Here is a 17,831-nt window from a genome sequence, read left to right on the forward strand (position 1 = left end):
AAACCCGTCACTTCGTTGCGGGCGTCACAGTCCACGTATCCGCGACACCGAGCGGTTTCTCGAAGCAAACGGTTTCGCCCGGTTGAAGACTGTCCGGATCGGCCGGTACGCGACGATACCCGCTCGCTTCGCAGGCCCGCGACGCACTCCGTTCAGCCGGCATCGCGGAAAGCCGCAGCATGTGATAGCCAAGCAAGCGCGCCTGCTCTTCGAGATAGCACAGCAAGCTCGCTTCGAGGCCGCGATACCGCGGACGAACATAGAAAAGCCGCACCTCGGCGACGTGGTAGCTATGGCGTCGTATGGCGCCGCATCCCATTGCTTCGCCCATCGCGTTTCTCGCCACCACGAAGCGGGCGCGCATGCCGCGCAGATCGCCTGAAGCGATGCCGTGCTGCGCGTTCTGGCCCGTCATGGCCGCAAGGTAAATCTGCCGTTCGTCGCATAGCATGCGAGCGTCGAGCGCATCCGGGTCTTCGCTGCCGATATAGATGGTCTCGAAGTCGTCCATGCGTGCCTCTGTTTTTAAGGAACAGGAAGATGATTCTTCCTCGACTTGCATAGCAAAGCGCATTCCGCCCGGCGGGGATGTGGACCCATCGTACCGCTATCGATACCCGCCGAGTGGGCACGACGGATTTAGACCGAGCGTGCTCGAGATTTTCATCGCGACATGGGAACCGCCGCGCACTCGCCTCGTCTCAGACGTGAGATACGTCATGGTCCGACGTCGCGTGCGTGTTTTTCGTCGCGCGTGCACGCGGCTGTCATATCGCGATGAGGTAATCGGACTCCACACGAAGACTAAAGAGCGATCGGCAGGCGGCTTCCGTCTGCGCATCGTTTTTACCGAAATTCATTCGACTCTTTAAAGGAGTGGTCAATGTTCCAGTATCCCGGTCAATTCGCTTATCAGATTCCGTCGATCGCGCGTGCGAACCTGCAAGTGCTTCTCAACGTCACCGGGCGCTTCGCGAGCGGTCTGCAGGCGCTCACGGAATTGAATGTGCAGACGGTTCGGAAAGTAGTCGAGGAAAGCAACGCGCTCTTGCGCGCGGGCGATGAAGCAGGCGCCGGCGACGTGCTCGGCTGGCAGTCGGTCATGTTCGCGCAGCTTCCCCAGAAGGCCGCTTCATACAGCCAGCATGCGCTGTCGATCATCACGTCGACGCAAGACGACATGATCGGCGAGGTGCGCAATCAATACGAGCGCAACGGCATCAAGCTCGGCGACATGGCGAACGCCGCAACCGACGACGTCAGAACGGTCGCGCAATCGTCGGGCGAACTCATCACGAATCTGGCCGACACCGCTAGCGACGCCGCGCGCGACACGAGCGCAACCGTTCTGGATGCGAGCGGCGAAATCGCGAAGACCACGCGCGCGTCCGCCAAACGTTCGGTCTGATACGAATTGACGCCTGGGGCCGCACGCGCGGCCTCGGGCCGTCAATGCCTGGGCGCGACCGCCTTGGCGATCTCCATCAAGAGCTGACTCTGCTGATACGGCTTGCGCAGTCTCGGCAGATTCGCTTCCGCGCCTTCCGGCAGTTCGGCATACCCCGTCGCCAGAATGACGGGCAGCATGGGCCTGAGCGTGCGCGCCGCGGTCGCCAGTTCGACGCCGGTCATTCTCGGCATCGAAAAATCAGTGAGCAGGACATCGACTTCGCGGCCGCTTCGCAAAATCTCGAGCGCGGCTTCGCCGGAGTTCGCTTCGATGACCTCTTGTCCGAGATCCTGCAAAAGATACGAAGTGCTGGATGCGATGAGCGGGTCGTCATCGACAACCAGAATGGTCGCGCGTACCGGCGGCGTTTCGGTGGAAATGTTGTCCGCTGGTCTGATCGGCATCTCCGCTTCGACCACGCCGCTCTCGGAAACCGGAAGCCAAAGCGATGCACACGTGCCTTGTCCCACCATGCTTTCGAGACGCAGCGCCCCTTGCAACTGACGCGCGAGACCGTGGATCATCGAGAGGCCCAGCCCCGTGCCCTTGCCCACTTCCTTGGTCGTGAAGAACGGTTCCGTGGCTTTCGCGAGCGTCGCGGCGTCCATGCCCGTACCCGTGTCGCTCACCGTGACCCGGACATAATCGCCCTCGGTCAGTTCACCATCGCCCGATGAATGGGCGAGCGCCACGCTGATGACAATCACGCCGCCGTCGGGCATCGCGTCGCGCGCGTTGACGACGAGGTTCAGAATTGCAAGTTCGACCTGATTGACATCGACCAGCGTGAACGGAATTTCGTCCGCGGTATTGATCGTCAATTCGATCATCGAACTGATCGAGCGTTCAAGCAGATCCGACATGCCGTGCACCAGCGCCGGCATCCTGACGGGTTCGACTTTGAGAACCTGCTGTCGTGCGAACGCGAGCAATCGCTGGGTGAGCGCCGCGCCGCGTTGCGCGCCCTTGAGCGCACCTTCCACCAGACGTCCCGCCTTCTCGCCTGGCGGCACCTCCTTTCGCACGAGCTCCAGGTTCGCCATGATCGCCATCAGGAGATTGTTGAAGTCGTGAGCGATGCCGCCCGTCAACTGGCCGATCATTTCGAGCTTCTGAATTTGCCGAAGCAGATCTTCCGTGTGCTCGCGTTGCCGGATTTCATCGAGGACGGCCTGATGCGCGTGTTCCAGTTGCGCCGTGCGCTCCAGCACCTTTCCTTCGAGTGACTCGTTCAAGCGCCGCAACTGATCCTCGGCGGACTTTCGCGGCGTGATATCCGACGACACACCGACGAGCTGCGTGATCCGGCCGAGGTCGTCGCGCACGACACGCGCCCGGATGTCTACCCAGTGCACGGTGCCGTTCGGCCAGACATTGCGATATTCGATGGCATAGTCGCAGCCCGTTTCGATGCTGCGCATGACCGCCGCCTGCATGCGCTCCCGATCTTCCGGATGAACGCTCGCGCGCAGTTCGTCGTACGTGAAACTGTCGTTCTCTCCGCGCCCGAAGATCGCCTTGCAGGTCGCGGATGCCGTGAGTGTCGGCGTAGCGAGGTCCAGGGTCCAGGAACCGAGTTGCCCGGCGGTCAGCGCGGTACGCAAGCGTGCTTCGCCTTCGTGCAGTTCGCGAATCCGCGCCCGTGCGTCGAACTGGCGATGCCGCCCGCGCACCGCTGTCTCGACCACGCTCACGAAGGTCGTCGGATGAAAAGGCCGTTCGATGAACGTGACATTGCCGAGCGCTTGCGTGAGCCGTTCGGCCATCGGCCTGCGGTCGGCGCCGCCGCTGCGCCGCGTCAGGACGACGAACGGAAAGTCCGACCAGGGCGGCTGGGACGATACCCATCTGGAGAGCGCGACAAGATCGACGCCATTCAGGGCTTCGTCCGCGACGATCGCGCAACAGACATCGTCCGCCAGCTTCGAACCCAGTTGCGGCACGTCCGCGCACGCCGCCGAGTCGATTCCGGCCGCCGCCAGGAGTGTCTGCGCGACGGCGAAGTCGCGCCCCGAAGGCGTGAGCAGGAGCACCGGACATCGATCGAATTCGAACATGCGGCCTTAGCCTTCCTTCGGAGTAAGCAATGGCGCCGAGTTCCCGACGAACGTGGGCACACCGCGTAGCACCCCCTGAAAGTCCTCCAGAGGCGCTCCCAGGACCAGCCCTTTCTTGCCGATGCGAAACTCGCGTATCGATTCTTCGTGCGCGCCCGTGCGCTTCTTGATGACCGAAACGGCGCGCCGTACCCGACCGAGCGCCTCGAAGTAGCGCAGCAGGATGACCGTATCGGCGAGATAGGTCACGTCGACCGGCGCTTTCATGTCCCCAACGAGGCCGTGCTGCGCGACCGTCAGAAACGTGTTCGCGCCCTGCCGGTTCAGATACTGCAGCAGTTCGTGCACATGGAGCACGAGCGCGTTCTCTTCGGGCATCGCGGCCTGATAGCCGTTGAGGCTATCGACGACGACCGTCTTCGCCCGCGCGGTATCGACGCTCGCGCGCACGCGATGCGCGAACTCGCCCGGCGACAGCTCCGCGGCATCGACCTGTTCGATATGGAGACTGCCGGCGTCTCTCATCGCTTCGAGGTCGATGCCCATGACCCGAACCCGGTCGAACAGCAGTCCGAGTTCTTCGTCGAACACGAAGAGCGCGGCCTTCTCGCCTCGCCTCACGGCTGCGGCGATGAACTGAAGCGCGAAGAGGCTCTTGCCGGTGCCTGCCGGTCCGAGAATCAGGGTGCTCGATCCTTGCTCGACACCGCCGCCGAGCAATGCATCCAGTTCGGTCACATCGCTCGTCATCTGGGTACGCGCGAAGCTCGTGCGATGTTCGCCGGCGACGAGCCGCGGAAACACCGACACGCCGCCCTTCCTGATTGCGAAGTCGTGGTAACCGCCGCGAAACTGCTGACCGCGATATTTGAGCACCCTCAGACGACGCCGCTCCGCGCCGTACTGCGGCGACAGTTCCTCCAGCTTGATGACGCCATGCGCCACGCTATGAACCGTCTTGTCCGCTGCTTCGGAAGTCAGATCGTCGAGCAGCAGCACGGTAGCGTCGCGCCCCGCGAAGTAATGTTTGAACGCGAGAATCTGCCGGCGGTAGCGCAAGGAGCTTTGCGCAAGCAAGCGGATTTCGGAGAGGCTGTCGATCACGACGCGCTTCGGCCTGACGCGCTCGAATTCCCCGAGTATCAGCCGCGTCGTCTCACCCAGTTCGAGATCCGAGGAATAGAGCAGCGTTTGCTGCTGATCCGGATCGAGCAGGTTTTCAGAGGGACTCACTTCGAAGATGCTGATCTCGTCGCCGAGGCTCCAGCCGTGCGACAAAGCGCCATTGCGCAACTCCGATGCCGTTTCCGAGAGCGTGATGTATAGGCATGGCTCGCCCGCTTCCGCGCCGGCCATCAGAAAGCTGAGTGCGATGGTTGTCTTGCCGGTGCCGGGACTGCCCTCCAACAAGAACACGTTCCCTTTGCTCAGACCGCCGACAAGAATGTCGTCGAGTCCTGAGACGCCCGTTCGGGCATATTGTGGCATTGCGATATTAGCGTCCATCGGTTGCTCCGAGCTGCTTCATCGCCGTGCGAGAAAGCCGATATCTTGGAATTTGCGGCAGTGCATCCGCCAACGATGCGCGAGCGTCGCGCAGATCATGGGTGCATTGCAGTTGAAGCCAGAACAGGGCCGAGATTCCGCAGAGCGCTTCCAGCCGCACCGCCATCTCGGGGGTGAGACTCGCGCTGGCGTCGAAGATTCGGTGCAGCGTCTGACGAGACACGCCCAGATCCCGCGCCGCCTGGCTCACGGAGAGACCGAGGCGCGGCAGCACGAAGTCCTTGAGAAGAACGCCCGGGTGGCGAACCTCACGGGGTTGATCAGCAATATGGGAAATGGCCGCAACGGTCATGTCGGGTGTAACCTCCTGCGTGACACCCTGCGGAGCATATCACGAGGCTCGGGGCCGATAGCGCGAGCGTGCTTTTCCGTGCGGTTCCGGCCTGGACCTTCCGTGATTCGATGCAGCCGCTCCCCAAAGAACTGCCCGGTGTCGAGGGCACGCATTTTGCCTCAGGGACAGGATCACTGAAAATGCGGAGACACTGCCATGACGACGGACGATACCCACCGCGCCGTGGAGCGCGAATCAGTAGCCGAAGCGAACTTCGCAACGTACGCCGAGCCGCTGGTGCACGAGGCCATCGAGGAAGCGTCAGCCCTCAAAGACATCGCCGACGCCGAGAAACTGCACAAGTTGCGCGTCGCGTTGCGCCGGCTGCGCACGCTGCTGTGGGCTTACCGCCCCATCCTCGACGAGCAGTTCGACAACGAGCAGCGCGCCGTTTTGAAATTTCTCGCGAGCGCAGCGGGGAACACGCGCGACTGGGACATCCTGATCAGTCTCGTCGGAAAAAAGAGTGACGAAGAACTGCTGGGCGCGTTCAGGCAAAACAGAGCGCAAACCGCGGACCAAAGTCGCGAGACGCTCCTGAACTCGGATCTGACGAAACTGCTGCGCGCAGCAATCAGCGAAGCGAACCGTGAGTTGAACACCTCCCCGGCGCGTACGCCCTTGACCAAATTCGCGCGTAAGCGCGTATCCACGGCGCAGAAGCAGCTCAAGAAACGTATGCGACACGCGTCGAAAGCGGGCCGCTCGGACTACGACTCGTATCACGACGTCCGCAAGGCCGGGAAAAAGGTCCGTTACCTCATCGAATTCTTCGAACCGCTCTTGCAGAAAAATCAGCGCAAGGGACTGAAGGAGTTGAAACGGATACAAAAGCGCTTCGGTGGCTTGAACGACGTCGTCGCCAGCCGCGCGCTACTGACGGCGCATCGAGGATCATTGCCTGAAGGGACAAGCGCCGACGCAGCGCTCCGGTTGCTCAAGAAGGAACAGAAGCGCCGTCTGAAGGCGGCGTCAAGGCTGCTGTAGGACGAGTATCGCCCCGACAAGATCGACGAAAGGGTTTCGATGACGCTTTTATGTCACACAGTCAAATTCAAATTCGTCGCTGGTTAATTTATCGTTGGCGAATTTGCCTGCTTTTGTAATAGCATTGGCGCACGCTGCGCGTGTCAAGGTTCAGGCGTCGGTTATCTCGATCGACGCCGGGGTGCGCGCAGCCGGAGACTTCCAGCAATCGACACCAGAATAAAACGCGGAGTTCAAGTCTTGAAGAAACGCGCCACCGTCATCTGTCGAAAAGGCAAACGAATTTTGCTCGTCGCGAGAGAGTCCAAATGGGCTCTGCCGGGTGGCATGCTCAAACGTGGCGAGCATCTGCCCGACGCGGCGCTTCGGGAACTCAAGGAAGAAACGCAGCTCTCCGGCAAATCGGCGAAATACCTTTTCGACTTCAAGAGCAAGCAGAAACATCATCACGTCTTCTATTGCGATATCCCGAGCCGGGCGAAGCCGCGTCCGAACAATGAAATCTCCAAATGCCGCTGGGTGGAGCTCGAAGAACTTCGACGGCTCATGACCAGCGCGCCAACGGGCGATATTGTGAAGCTGGCCAGTCAAAAGAGAAAGAAGTAACCCTCCCTCCGCGAGAGGTGCGCGCCGGAACATCCCCGTTCTAAGATCAGCCCAGCGCACTTCCCAACACATCAGGCATCGACCAGCGATCGCTCGCGGCGCTCACGCCGATCTCGAGTCGTTTCCGCGCATCCGCCTCGGCTCATTCTGACGACGAGGCCTTGCCGCAGCCGTCGAATCGATGCCACCGGAGAAACACATTGAGCTATACCGCCCCATTGAAGGACATGTTGTTCGTGATCGAGGAGCTCGCCGACGTGGCGAGCGTTTCCGCGCTGCCGGGCTTCGAAGACGCCACGCTCGAAATCGCGCAGGCCGTGCTCGACGAAGCCGCGAAGTTCAACGGCGAGGTGCTTGCGCCGCTCAACGCCGAAGGCGACAAACATCCGAGCGAGTGGCATGACGGCAAGGTCACGACGACGCCCGGCTTCAAGGAAGCATTTCGGCAGTACGGGGAAGGCGGCTGGCAGGGCGTCGTGCATCCGGCGGACTTCGGCGGACAGGGGCTGCCGAAGCTCATCGCGACGCCGTGCATCGAAATGCTGAACGCCGCGAACATGTCGTTTGCGCTCTGCCCGCTCCTGACCGACGGCGCGATCGAAGCGCTGCTCACCGCAGGCTCCGACGAACTTAAGCAGCGTTACCTGCCGAAGCTCATCTCGGGCGAATGGACCGGCACGATGAACCTCACGGAGCCGCAGGCGGGCTCCGACCTCGCGCTGGTGCGCACACGCGCCGAGCCGCAAGGCGACGGCACGTACAAGGTCTTCGGCACCAAGATCTTCATCACGTATGGCGAGCACGACATGGCGGAGAACATCGTCCACCTCGTGCTTGCACGCACGCCGGGCGCGCCTGAAGGCGTCAAGGGCATCTCGCTCTTTCTCGTGCCGAAGTTTCTCGTCGACGAAGACGGCTCGCTAGGCGAGCGCAACGACGTGCATTGCGTGTCGATCGAACACAAGCTGGGTATCAAGGCGAGCCCGACGGCCGTGCTGCAATACGGCGATCATGGCGGCGCGACCGGCTATCTGATCGGCGAGGAAAATCGCGGCGTCGAATACATGTTCATCATGATGAACGCGGCGCGCTTCGCAGTGGGCGTGCAGGGCATCGCGGTGTCCGATCGCGCCTACCAGCAGGCCGCCGCGTATGCGAAGGATCGCGTGCAAAGCCGTCCCGTCGATGGTTCCGCGAAGCAGTCCGTCGCCATCATCCGGCACCCCGACGTGCGCCGCATGCTCTCGACGATGCGCGCGCTGACCGAAGGCGCCCGCGCGCTGGCCTATGTCGCGGCTGCGCACTCGGACTTCGCGCATCACGCCCCCGACGCCGACACGCGCGCGTTTCATTCCGCGATCTACGAATACCTCGTGCCGATCGTGAAGGGCTGGAGCACGGAGATGTCGATCGACGTCACGAGCCTCGGCGTGCAGGTGCATGGCGGCATGGGTTTCATCGAGGAGACCGGCGCGGCGCAGCATCTTCGCGACGCGCGCATCCTGACGATCTACGAAGGCACCACCGCGATTCAGGCCAACGACCTGATCGGCCGCAAGACGGTCCGCGACGGCGGCGCGGCGGCCCGCGCGATCCTCGCGCAGATCGACGAGACGCTCGCCGCGCTCGAACAGCACGACGGCGCTGCGTTCGACGCGATGCATCGGCGGCTCACGGCCGGACGCGCCGCGCTTGCGAGCACCGTCGACTTCGTGCTGCGCAAAGCGAAAGACGATCCCAATGCGGTGTTCGCGGGCGGCGTGGCTTATCTGAAGCTCGCGGGCATCGTGCTGTCGGGCTGGCAGATGGCGCGCGCGCTGATCGTGGCGAATGCCCGGCGCGCCGACGATCCCGCGTTTTACGGCGCAAAGATCGCGACGGCGCATTTCTTCGCGGACCATGTGCTGCCGCAGGTCGTCGCGCTGGAAGCGTCGATCGTGAGCGCCAAGGGCGATCAGGGCATGTTCGCGCTCGCCGAAGACCAGTTCTGAGCGAGCGGCGGAGATCGGGCGACGCGCCTGGCCGCCCGATCTCCGCCCTTGATAGCTACCCCGCCAGCAGAAAGTTGCGCACCAACGGACCCACCACACTCGTCTGCGTGATGAGAAAGAGGTGGCCGTCCTCGATGACGTGCAGCGTCGCCTGACGAATGCGGCTGGCAATGATCTTCGCGTTGACAAGCGGGACGATCGGATCGTCGTCGCCATGCATGACGAGGGTCGGCTGGCGCAGAGAACCGAGCCAGAGCAGGCTGCTCCATCCACATGTGGCGAGTAGCTGATACACGTACCCGCGTCCGCCCGGCGCCTGAATGTGGCGGCCGTGCTCCTCCAGAAGTTCGGGATCGCGCCGGTATGCACCGCCATAGATCTCGGCGCCGACTTCGCGCAGATAATCCGGGTCGCGATAACGCCGCGAGCCGATCAGACGGGAGAGCACGGACAACCGTCCGGGCACCATGATGACACCCGGCGACGTGGCGGCCAGCACCAGCCGCCGGCAGCGGTACGGATATAGATACGCGAACTGCTGCGCGAGCGCGCCGCCCCACGATACCCCGAGCACATCCACTTGCCCGTCATAGCCGAGATGCGAGAGCAGCTTGTCGGTGAGCACAGCCAAGGTGGAAAAGCGATACGGAACGAGCGGCGCAGGCGAACCGCCCACGCCCGGAATATCGAAGATCACGACTTCCACGTCGCCGAGTGCATCGACGAACGGCTGTACCAGTTCGAGATTGGCGCCGATGCCATTGAAGATGACGAGCGGCGGCGAAGCATCGCTGCCTCGCCAGATGCCGACGCGAAGCAGTTGACCGTCCATCGTGACGGTCTGAATGTCCATCGTGCGCACAGTTTTCATCGTTCTTTTCCATGTGGATATAAACGGAACGCCGCGCGGGTGCGCGGCGTTTTTTTTCGATGCGCTTGTCGGCTGTCGACTGCGGGCCTGAAACCGCTAATCAAGCCTCCAGAACATAGGTTCCGGGTGCGTCGGCGAGCCGCTTGTGCCGTCTGTTGCCGAGCGCCTTCGGTGCCGCGCGTCGTTCGCCGGAACGTGCGGCGAGCCACTCGCGCCAGTCGCTCCACCAGGATCCCGCTTCGGGCTTCGCGCCGGCGAGCCATGTGTCGGCGTCTTCGGGCAATTCGTCGTTGCGGAAGAACTTTGCCTTCGGATTGCCCGGCGGATTGATCAGGCTCTGGATATGGCCGCTGGAACTCAGCACGTAGCGCGTTTTTCCGCCGAATGCGCGCGCCGTGTTGTAGACGCCTTTCCACGGCGTGATGTGATCGGTCATGCCCGCCATGACGTAGGTGTCGCACGTGACCGCGGACAGATCGACCGGCGTGCCGAGGACCTTCAGCGCCCGCGGCGTGCTCAGCAGATTGCCCATGAAGATGTCGAGCAGCTGGCCGTGCATCTTCGCGGACAGACGCGTCGCGTCGTTGTTCCAGTAAAGGACATCGAAGGCGGGCGGCGCTTCGCCGAGCAGATAGTTGTTGATCCAGAAGTTCCACACCAGATCGTTGGGACGCATCCAGGCGAACACGCGGCCCATTTCCTCGCCGGCCAAAACGCCCTTCTTCTTGCTGTTGCGCTTGGCGATCTCGACGGTCTCGGGCGTGGTGAAAAGCCCGAGTTGCGACGGCGAGGTGCTGTCCAGCACCGCTACCATCAGCGTGGCCGCGTTGACCGACTTGTCGCCGCGGCTGGCCAGATGGCCGAGCAGCGCCGAGATCGTCATCGCGCCGGAGCACGCGCCGTGCAGGTTCACGTCCGGGTTGCCGGTGATGTCGCGCACCGCCTGAATCGCTTCGATGAGCGCGGCGACATACGTGTCGATGTCCCAGTCGCGATGTTCCTCGCTGGGATTGCGCCAGCTCACCGCGAATACCTGAAACTCGCTCTTCACCAGATACTCGACGATGCTCTTGTTCGCCGACAGATCGAAGACGTAGAACTTGTTGATCTGCGGCGGCACGATCAGTTGCGCACGCGCGTACACGTTCGGCGTCGCCGGCGTGTATTGAATGAGTTCGAGCACTTCGTTGCGAAATACGACCGCGCCTGCGGATGTGGCGAGATTCCCGCCGACGCGAAACGCGCGCTTGTCGACCTGGGACGGCATGCCCTTGTTGCCGAGCGTATCGGCGAGCATGTTTCTCATGCCGGCGACGACGCTCGCGCCGCCCGATTCCACGGCCTTGCGAAGCGCCACGGGATTGCCCGCCAGCGTGTTGGTCGGTGCGAGCGCGTCCGTCACGAGCGACATCACGAACTGCGCGCGTTCCTTGTTCCGGTCGTCCAGCGCCGAACGCTCGACGAATCCGGCGAGCGCATCGCGCCAGGCGAGATAGCCCTGCAATGTCGTGCGATACAGCGGCTGATCGCGCCATGCCGGATCGGCGAAACGTTTGTCGCCCCGTTCCGGAGACGACGTTTCCTTGCCGCTTACCGCCGACGTCAGATCGCGCGCGAGCGCCGCGGTCTGGTCCAGCAGCAGCGCGGGATGCAGCATCGCCTGCGTGCCGATCTGCCGGGCGGCGGCGAGCATATCGATGGCGCGCAGCCCGACGAACGGGTTGGGCCCGAGCATGCCGTCGGTTGCGCCAGCCGTGATGTCGTCGTTGCCGCTGTTCATGTTTGCTGCCATCTCGATCTCCGAACTTTCATCCTTGCTCACCCATCACGCCAGAATCATCACGAGCGTCTGGGCGATCAGCGCGGGTTTGTCCTCGCCTTCCACCTGCAACGCGTTGTCCGCCCTGACGATGATCCGCCCGCCGCTCTTCCTGTCGACATCCGTCAGCATCACGCGGCTTCTGACCCGGGAGCCGGATCGGACCGGCGCCATGAAACGCACCTTGTCGAGCCCGTAGTTCAGGGCCGCCGACGCATCCGCCGGGATGATGCCCACTTCGATCGCGAGCGTCGCCAGCAGCGAAAGCGTCAGGTAGCCGTGCGCGATCGTGCCGCCGAACGGCCCCTCGCGCTTCGCGCGCTCCTCGTTCATGTGTATCCACTGCGTGTCGCCGGTGCAATGCGCGAATGCGTCGATGCGTGCCTGGTCGACGACGACCCATTCCGACACACCCAGTTCACGGCCGACGAACTCATCGATCGTCGCCATGCTGTATCCAGTCATGCTCATGCTTTAACTTTCCTTCGAGCGATCAGGCGAACTGCTCGCGCAACCGCTTCTTGTTCAATTTGCCGACGCTCGTCTTTTCGAGCTGATCGACGATCCTCACGACCTGCGGCACGGCGTACTTCGAAATCCGTCCGGATTCGCTGAACCCGAGCACGTGATTCCTGATGTCGTCTTCCGATACGGCCGGCGTGAACTGCGGCTTGCGCACGATCAGCGCCGCGGGCCGTTCGCCCCACTTCTCATCCTTCACGCCGATCACGGCCACTTCGGAGACGCCCGGATGCAGCGAGATCAGGTTCTCGATCTCCAGCGACGAAACCCACTCGCCGCCGGACTTGATCACGTCCTTGATGCGGTCGGTGATCTGCAAATACCCGTTCGTATCGATGTTCGCGATGTCCTGCGTATGCAGATAGCCGCCTTCCCAGAGCTTTTCCGACGCGTCGGCATCCTTCAGATAGCCTTGCGTGAGCCACGGCGCGCGCACGACGACCTCGCCGCTCGCACGGCCGTCGTGTGCGACGTCGGCGCCTTCCTCGTTCACGATGCGCAGATCGACGAGCGGCAACGGCAGACCCGTCTTGCAGCGCAGGGGCACCTGCTCGTCGAGGCCGAGCGTCTCGCTGCCGGGCTTTAGCTGCGCGAGACTCATCAGGGGGCAGCTCTCGGACATGCCATAGCCCGCGAAGATATCGATGCCGCGATCGAGCGCCGCGCGCGCGAGGCCCTGAGGCAGCGCGCCCCCGCCGATGACCACTTTCCATCCGCTGAGATCGACGCTCTTCGCTTCGCCGCAATTGAGCAGCATGTGCATGATGGTGCCGACGCAATGCGAGAACGTGACGCCTTCATCGCGCACCAGAGCGACGAGCCGCTCGGGCACGTAGCGGCCGGGATAGACCTGCTTCACGCCCAGGACGGTCGCGATGTACGGCATGCCCCACGCGTGGACGTGGAACATCGGCGTGATCGGCATGTACACGTCGCCGCGATGAAAGCGCTGTCCCGATACCGGGCTCGCGAGCGCGGCCATTCCCGTGATGGTGTGCAGCACGAGCTGGCGATGCGAGAAGTAGACGCCCTTGGGCAAACCGGTCGTGCCCGTCGTATAGAACGTGGTGGCGCGCGTGTTCTCGTCGAAGTCCGGGAAGTCGTAGGCGGACTCGCTCGCGGCGAGCATGCTCTCGTATTCGTCCGCGAACGGGATCGCGTGCGCGGCGGCGGCGCTGCCTTCGTCTTCGATCAGAATGAAGGTGCGCACCGATTCGAGCTGATCGCGGATCGATTCGATGACCGGCAGGAAGTCCGCGTGGACGAGCAGGATCTGCGCGCCCGCGTGGTTGATCGTGTAGGCGATCTCCGCCGGCGAGAGCCGCACGTTGACCGTCTGCAGCACGGCGCCCATCATCGGAATGGCGAAGTAGCACTCGAGGTAGCGATGGCTGTCCCAGTCCATCACCGCGACGGTGCTGCCCATGATCGCGCCGTGCCGTTCGAGACCGTTGGCGAGGCGCCCTATGCGCTCCCGCATCGCGCGGTAGGTGAGGCGCGTCTCGCCGCGATACACGATCTCCTGATCGGGCGCGTGCGCGAGCGGTGTGTGCAAAAGATGCTTGATGAGCAGCGGGTACGCATACGCCGACTGGGTGGGTTCGAACATGTCGTGATTCACTTGATTTTCCTTGATGCAGGGCCGCGCGCCGCGTGGACTACTGCGCGAAATTGCGCCTGATAGCCAGTTTGTTCGTCACCGACACGACGCCGGGGACGCCTTTCGCCAGGGCGCCGACCTTCTCGATCTGCGCGGCGTCGATCACCGTGCCGGTCAGCGTCACCGCGCCGCTCTTAACGCCGACGCCGATATCCCCGGCGTCGATGCTCTTGTCTTTCGCGAACTCGGCGTAGACGAGCTTGCGCAGCGCGCGATTTTCCTTGCGAGTGGCGACCGGCGCGCTCGCGCTCGACGCAACCGAAGGCGCGCTCGCGGCCGCGATGGTGTCGCCGGCATAAGAAGCGGCTCCGATCGACGCCAGGACGATCAACGCCGCAAAACCTGATCCGAATGGCTTGATGCTCTTCATGGACTGTTCCATTTATTGTTCACGGGATTTTCGTGTCGCGCGGCCGCGCGTCAGAAGTTGTGGCGGACGCCGAGCATCGCAGCCGTCGTCGACGTTCCGGGCGCCACAGGCTGCCCGTACACGATCGTCTGGTTCATCGTTCCGTGGTTATCGACATGGCCGACCTGCGCATAGGCAAGCGTGCGCTTGGACAGGCTGTATTCCGCGCCCACCGCGAACTCGCTCGAATGATTCGCCGAGTTGTTGTTGTCCTTCAGGTAATAGAAACCCGATGTCACCTTCAGAGCGGGGGTGAATCGATAGCCGAGACCAGCTGAATACATATCGATATCGGCACGATTGCTGTTTGCCGGGTTCTTGCCATGGCCGTATGAACCGGACACCGAGAAACCGTAAAACGTGTACTGGGCGCCAGCGTAGAAAAATCGGTTGTTCGCTTGCCCCGTCGCCGGAATCGCCGGGGTGGCGGGATAGGTCGCGGGAAACGGATTGGCGTCATGTCCGTTGTAGTACGCCGCGGCGAGGTTCAGGCCGTAGTTCGAATACTTGAGCACGGCCGACTCGCGCGTGCCGCCCTGAAAATGTCCGGGGACGCCGCCGGGCGCGTACTCCAGCGCGAACGACGCGCCATAGAACTTCGGCGACTCGTAGACGAGCGCGTTGCTGTCGTACAGCGCGCCGATCGCGCCGTTCGTGTTCGTGCCCGGCCAGCCCGCGGCCTGATTCATGCCGAGCCACGCGGTCAGGATGCTGCCGAAGTACTGCGCGCCGCGCACGTCGGTGTCGTACATCGCCCAGATCATCGGGACGATCTGGCGGCCCGCGTCGAGCTTGCCGAACGGCCCCGAAACGCCGAGCGTCGCATACTGGTTGAACTGGGCGGTGACGCCCGGCGTGTCGCTCAGGCCGAATCTGCCCGTGCCGCTGTCGAACGAGCTTTGCAGCTTGAAGTTGATGTGATAGCCGCCACCGATGTCCTCGGTGCCCTTGAGACCCCAGCCGCTCGAATAGATGCCGCCGTCCTTGAAGCGATAGACCTTGCCGAGATTGGGCGCGTTCGGGGCGAACGACGCCGCCGCGGTGCTTTGGTAGAACAGCCCGGAATCGACTACGCCGTACAGCGTTATCGAGCTTTGCGCGTGTGCGGCTCCGGAAAAGGCCAGCAGTACCGCCGCGCTGGTTAGGCTTCGCTTCATAAGGTCTCCGTATCTTGTTGGCTTGCACGCATCCCGATGCACAACAATGTGGTCAGGGCCGGGCAATCGGTGGGTGGGCGCTTCACAGGCCCGTCGTTCGAATGGCCGCCGAGGCAGCGAACCGGGCGCAACCCGGCGGCATCGCGACGGCGTGTGAAGGCTTGTAGCAAGAATACGAAAGGAACGCGATTCCAGCCCCTCTCCCGGTGGGAGGGGCGACGGGGTGAGACCGGGCGCGCGTGAAAACCGCTTGTAAAAGTCCCCGCAGCGCGCCGGGAGGGGGGCGACGGGCGGGAGGTGGACCCCTCCCTACGCGAGAGGGTCGCGCAAGCCCATCCGGGACTACGATGCGTATGAGTTCACACACCAGCCGATCCGGCGTAATAACGCCAGGCATCAGCATCTGCCAGCCCGCATCGAAGCGGCCGGCGCTGCGACCGGGTTCCGGGCTGCGAAAACCACTGTACACGCTGCGAGCCTGACCGCTCGGGCGCATGAATGGAGAAACAAATGGCACATGCGATTCGCTTTCACGAGACGGGCGGCCCCGAAGTCCTGCGCTGGGAAGAGGTTCCGGTCGGCATGCCCGGCCCCGGGCAGGTCAGGCTGCGTCACGAGGCCGTCGGCCTGAATTTCGCCGATACCTACTTCCGCAGCGGCCTGTATCCGGTCCCCCTGCCTGCCGGCATGGGCGTGGAGGCAGCGGGCGTGGTGGAGGCCGTCGGAGCGGGCGTCGATCAGGTGCGCGAGGGCGACCGGGTGACCTACACCGGTTTCATCAACACGCTCGGCGCCTACAGCACCGAGCGCCTCGCGCCTGCGGCAGCGCTTATCCGCCTGCCGGAGGGAATCGAATGCGCGACCGCCGCCGCGATGACCATGCGCGGCCTGACCGCCTCGTACCTGATGCGCCGCATCCATGCGTTCAAGCCGGGCGATTCCATCCTGCTGCACGCCGCGGCTGGCGGTGTCGGGCTGATCGTGTCGCAGTGGGCGCGCCTTCTCGGCGTCACGGTCATCGGCACGGTGTCGAGCGACGAAAAGGCGGAAATCGCCCGTGCGCACGGCTGCACGCACGTCATCAACTACAGCCACGAGGATGTCGCGAAGCGCGTGCGGGAACTGACGGACGGCGTGGGCGTGAATGTCGTGTTCGATAGCGTCGGAAAAGACACGTTCGAATCGTCGCTCGACTCGCTGCGCCGCCGTGGCCTGATGGTCTGCGTCGGCACCGCATCCGGTCCGATTCCGCCGTTCAATCCGCAGTTGCTCGCGATGAAAGGCTCGCTCTATCTGACGCGCCCCGCGCTCGCCGACTACATCGCCGATCCGGCCGAAAAGAGCGAGCTCGCAAGCGAACTCTTCGGGCACGTCGCGAGCGGGCGCATTCGCATCGAGATCAACCAGCGCTATGCGCTGCAGGATGCGGCACAAGCGCATCGCGATCTCGAATCGCGCAAGACCACCGGTTCATCCATTTTCTTCGTGTGAGGAGACACATAATGCGCGTCGAACAAATTACCTGCGCGATCGGAGCGGAACTGACCGGCGTCAGCATCGCCGATGCGGTGCACGATGACGGCCTGTTCGCGGAAATCCGCGCAACGCTGCTCAAGCATCGCGTGGTGTTCCTGCGCGATCAGGACATCACCCGCGCCGAGCACGTCGCGTTCGCCCGCCGCTTCGGCGAACTGGAAGATCATCCGGTCGCCGGCAGCGATCCGGAGCATCCGGGTCTGGTGCGAATCTACAAGAATCCCGACCAGCCCAACGATCGCTACGAGAACGCCTGGCACACGGACGCCACCTGGCGCGCCGCGCCGCCGTTCGGTTGCGTGCTGCGCTGCGTCGAAACGCCGCCCGTCGGCGGCGACACGATCTGGGCCAATATGGTCCTCGCCTACGAGAACCTGCCCGAGCATGTCAAGGCGCAAATCGCCGACCTGCGGGCCCGCCACAGCATCGAAGCCAGCTTCGGGGCCGCGATGCCGATCGAAAAGCGGCTCGCCCTGAAAGCCCAGTTTCCGGACGCGGAACACCCCGTCGTGCGCACGCATCCGGAGACGAAGGAAGCGACCCTCTTCGTCAACGCCTTCACTACGCACTTCACGAACTATCACACGCCCGCACGCGTGCGCTTCGGCCAGGACGCCAATCCGGGCGCGGGTCAGTTGCTGAGCTATCTGATCAGCCAGGCGTATATCCCCGAATACCAGGTCCGCTGGCGCTGGAAAAAGAACAGCATCGCGATCTGGGACAACCGCAGCACGCAGCACTACGCGGTCATGGACTATCCGCCTTGCCATCGAAAGATGGAGCGTGCCGGAATCATCGGCGACGTGCCTTATTGATATCCGCGCGGCGCGGCGCAGTACATCTCACATCGAATTCATTTTCAGCAG

16 protein-coding genes are annotated in these 17,831 nt (G+C 63.2%); 6 read left to right on the top strand and 10 right to left on the bottom strand.

The window, feature by feature from the left end:
* Positions 1-7 precede the first annotated feature (7 nt).
* Positions 8-511 carry a GNAT family N-acetyltransferase gene (locus IAG25_RS04025; protein WP_187603622.1) on the bottom strand — a complete coding sequence of 168 codons (504 nt, stop codon included), beginning with the start codon at positions 509-511 and terminating at the stop codon, positions 8-10.
* A 372-nt stretch (positions 512-883) separates the two neighbouring features.
* On the opposite strand from IAG25_RS04025, the gene IAG25_RS04030 reads away from it, so the two are divergent.
* Positions 884-1,408 carry a phasin family protein gene (locus tag IAG25_RS04030; RefSeq protein WP_187603623.1) on the top strand — a complete coding sequence of 175 codons (525 nt, stop codon included), beginning with the start codon at positions 884-886 and terminating at the stop codon, positions 1,406-1,408.
* A gap of 41 nt (positions 1,409-1,449) precedes the next feature.
* Here the strand turns inward: IAG25_RS04030 and IAG25_RS04035 are convergent, their stop codons facing one another.
* From IAG25_RS04035 to IAG25_RS04045, 3 genes are read right to left on the bottom strand one after another with little or no spacing between them, the layout of a single operon-like run.
* Positions 1,450-3,507 (bottom strand): ATP-binding protein, encoded by a 2,058-nt coding sequence (locus IAG25_RS04035; protein ID WP_187603624.1) that lies wholly within the window; start codon positions 3,505-3,507, stop codon positions 1,450-1,452.
* 6 nt (positions 3,508-3,513) lie between these two features.
* A complete protein-coding gene (locus IAG25_RS04040) occupies positions 3,514-5,013 on the bottom strand; it encodes an ATPase domain-containing protein (protein WP_255503498.1) in 1,500 nt (499 codons plus the stop codon).
* Entirely contained in the window at positions 5,003-5,365 is a 363-nt protein-coding gene (locus IAG25_RS04045) for a HigA family addiction module antitoxin (protein WP_187603625.1), read from the bottom strand. The genes IAG25_RS04040 and IAG25_RS04045 overlap by 11 nt, the downstream gene beginning before the upstream one ends.
* Before the next feature lie 198 nt (positions 5,366-5,563).
* Between IAG25_RS04045 and IAG25_RS04050 the strand changes: the two genes are divergently transcribed.
* The 3 genes from IAG25_RS04050 to IAG25_RS04060 all read left to right on the top strand — a co-directional run bounded on the left by IAG25_RS04050 (position 5,564) and on the right by IAG25_RS04060 (position 8,991).
* Positions 5,564-6,394: a CHAD domain-containing protein gene (locus IAG25_RS04050; RefSeq protein WP_187603626.1), complete on the top strand. Its 831-nt coding sequence runs from the start codon at positions 5,564-5,566 to the stop codon at positions 6,392-6,394.
* A 240-nt stretch (positions 6,395-6,634) separates the two neighbouring features.
* Positions 6,635-7,000: an NUDIX hydrolase gene (locus tag IAG25_RS04055; protein WP_187603627.1), complete on the top strand. Its 366-nt coding sequence runs from the start codon at positions 6,635-6,637 to the stop codon at positions 6,998-7,000.
* A 200-nt stretch (positions 7,001-7,200) separates the two neighbouring features.
* The gene (locus IAG25_RS04060; RefSeq protein WP_187603628.1) at positions 7,201-8,991 is read left to right on the top strand and encodes an acyl-CoA dehydrogenase; all 1,791 of its coding nucleotides are present in this window, start codon (positions 7,201-7,203) and stop codon (positions 8,989-8,991) included.
* 55 nt (positions 8,992-9,046) lie between these two features.
* Here the strand turns inward: IAG25_RS04060 and phaZ are convergent, their stop codons facing one another.
* The 6 genes from phaZ to IAG25_RS04090 form a co-directional block, all read right to left on the bottom strand.
* Entirely contained in the window at positions 9,047-9,862 is an 816-nt protein-coding gene (gene phaZ / locus IAG25_RS04065; RefSeq protein WP_187603629.1) for a poly(3-hydroxyalkanoate) depolymerase, read from the bottom strand.
* A 100-nt stretch (positions 9,863-9,962) separates the two neighbouring features.
* Entirely contained in the window at positions 9,963-11,654 is a 1,692-nt protein-coding gene (locus tag IAG25_RS04070; protein ID WP_255503499.1) for an alpha/beta fold hydrolase, read from the bottom strand.
* Between the two features lie 33 nt (positions 11,655-11,687).
* Positions 11,688-12,152, bottom strand: a complete 465-nt coding sequence (locus IAG25_RS04075; protein WP_187603630.1) for a MaoC family dehydratase — start codon at positions 12,150-12,152, stop codon at positions 11,688-11,690.
* A 22-nt stretch (positions 12,153-12,174) separates the two neighbouring features.
* The gene (locus IAG25_RS04080; RefSeq protein ID WP_187603631.1) at positions 12,175-13,812 is read right to left on the bottom strand and encodes a fatty acid--CoA ligase; all 1,638 of its coding nucleotides are present in this window, start codon (positions 13,810-13,812) and stop codon (positions 12,175-12,177) included.
* Between the two features lie 49 nt (positions 13,813-13,861).
* Positions 13,862-14,233 (bottom strand): BON domain-containing protein, encoded by a 372-nt coding sequence (locus tag IAG25_RS04085; RefSeq protein WP_187603632.1) that lies wholly within the window; start codon positions 14,231-14,233, stop codon positions 13,862-13,864.
* 50 nt (positions 14,234-14,283) lie between these two features.
* The gene (locus IAG25_RS04090; RefSeq protein WP_187603633.1) at positions 14,284-15,429 is read right to left on the bottom strand and encodes a porin; all 1,146 of its coding nucleotides are present in this window, start codon (positions 15,427-15,429) and stop codon (positions 14,284-14,286) included.
* 510 nt (positions 15,430-15,939) lie between these two features.
* Between IAG25_RS04090 and IAG25_RS04095 the strand changes: the two genes are divergently transcribed.
* Both IAG25_RS04095 and IAG25_RS04100 read left to right on the top strand, forming a co-directional pair.
* Positions 15,940-16,920, top strand: a complete 981-nt coding sequence (locus tag IAG25_RS04095) for a quinone oxidoreductase family protein (protein ID WP_187603634.1) — start codon at positions 15,940-15,942, stop codon at positions 16,918-16,920.
* Between the two features lie 11 nt (positions 16,921-16,931).
* A complete protein-coding gene (locus tag IAG25_RS04100) occupies positions 16,932-17,780 on the top strand; it encodes a TauD/TfdA dioxygenase family protein (protein WP_035499033.1) in 849 nt (282 codons plus the stop codon).
* Positions 17,781-17,831 lie beyond the last annotated feature (51 nt).

The organism is Caballeronia sp. EK, assembly GCF_014384845.1.
GTDB classification, from domain to species: Bacteria; Pseudomonadota; Gammaproteobacteria; order Burkholderiales; family Burkholderiaceae; genus Caballeronia; species Caballeronia jiangsuensis.

What these genes read in the sequence shown, in the direction of transcription:
- IAG25_RS04045 (WP_187603625.1), bottom strand. Translation starts at nt 5,365, where the DNA reads ATGACCGTTGCGGCCATTTCCCATATTGCTGATCAACCCCGTGAGGTT.
- IAG25_RS04095 (WP_187603634.1), top strand. Translation starts at nt 15,940, where the DNA reads ATGGCACATGCGATTCGCTTTCACGAGACGGGCGGCCCCGAAGTCCTG.
- IAG25_RS04080 (WP_187603631.1), bottom strand. Translation starts at nt 13,812, where the DNA reads ATGTTCGAACCCACCCAGTCGGCGTATGCGTACCCGCTGCTCATCAAG.
- IAG25_RS04085 (WP_187603632.1), bottom strand. Translation starts at nt 14,233, where the DNA reads ATGAAGAGCATCAAGCCATTCGGATCAGGTTTTGCGGCGTTGATCGTC.
- phaZ (WP_187603629.1), bottom strand. Translation starts at nt 9,862, where the DNA reads ATGAAAACTGTGCGCACGATGGACATTCAGACCGTCACGATGGACGGT.
- IAG25_RS04070 (WP_255503499.1), bottom strand. Translation starts at nt 11,654, where the DNA reads ATGGCAGCAAACATGAACAGCGGCAACGACGACATCACGGCTGGCGCA.
- IAG25_RS04035 (WP_187603624.1), bottom strand. Translation starts at nt 3,507, where the DNA reads ATGTTCGAATTCGATCGATGTCCGGTGCTCCTGCTCACGCCTTCGGGG.
- IAG25_RS04030 (WP_187603623.1), top strand. Translation starts at nt 884, where the DNA reads ATGTTCCAGTATCCCGGTCAATTCGCTTATCAGATTCCGTCGATCGCG.
- IAG25_RS04040 (WP_255503498.1), bottom strand. Translation starts at nt 5,013, where the DNA reads ATGGACGCTAATATCGCAATGCCACAATATGCCCGAACGGGCGTCTCA.
- IAG25_RS04090 (WP_187603633.1), bottom strand. Translation starts at nt 15,429, where the DNA reads ATGAAGCGAAGCCTAACCAGCGCGGCGGTACTGCTGGCCTTTTCCGGA.
- IAG25_RS04025 (WP_187603622.1), bottom strand. Translation starts at nt 511, where the DNA reads ATGGACGACTTCGAGACCATCTATATCGGCAGCGAAGACCCGGATGCG.
- IAG25_RS04075 (WP_187603630.1), bottom strand. Translation starts at nt 12,152, where the DNA reads ATGAGCATGACTGGATACAGCATGGCGACGATCGATGAGTTCGTCGGC.
- IAG25_RS04100 (WP_035499033.1), top strand. Translation starts at nt 16,932, where the DNA reads ATGCGCGTCGAACAAATTACCTGCGCGATCGGAGCGGAACTGACCGGC.
- IAG25_RS04050 (WP_187603626.1), top strand. Translation starts at nt 5,564, where the DNA reads ATGACGACGGACGATACCCACCGCGCCGTGGAGCGCGAATCAGTAGCC.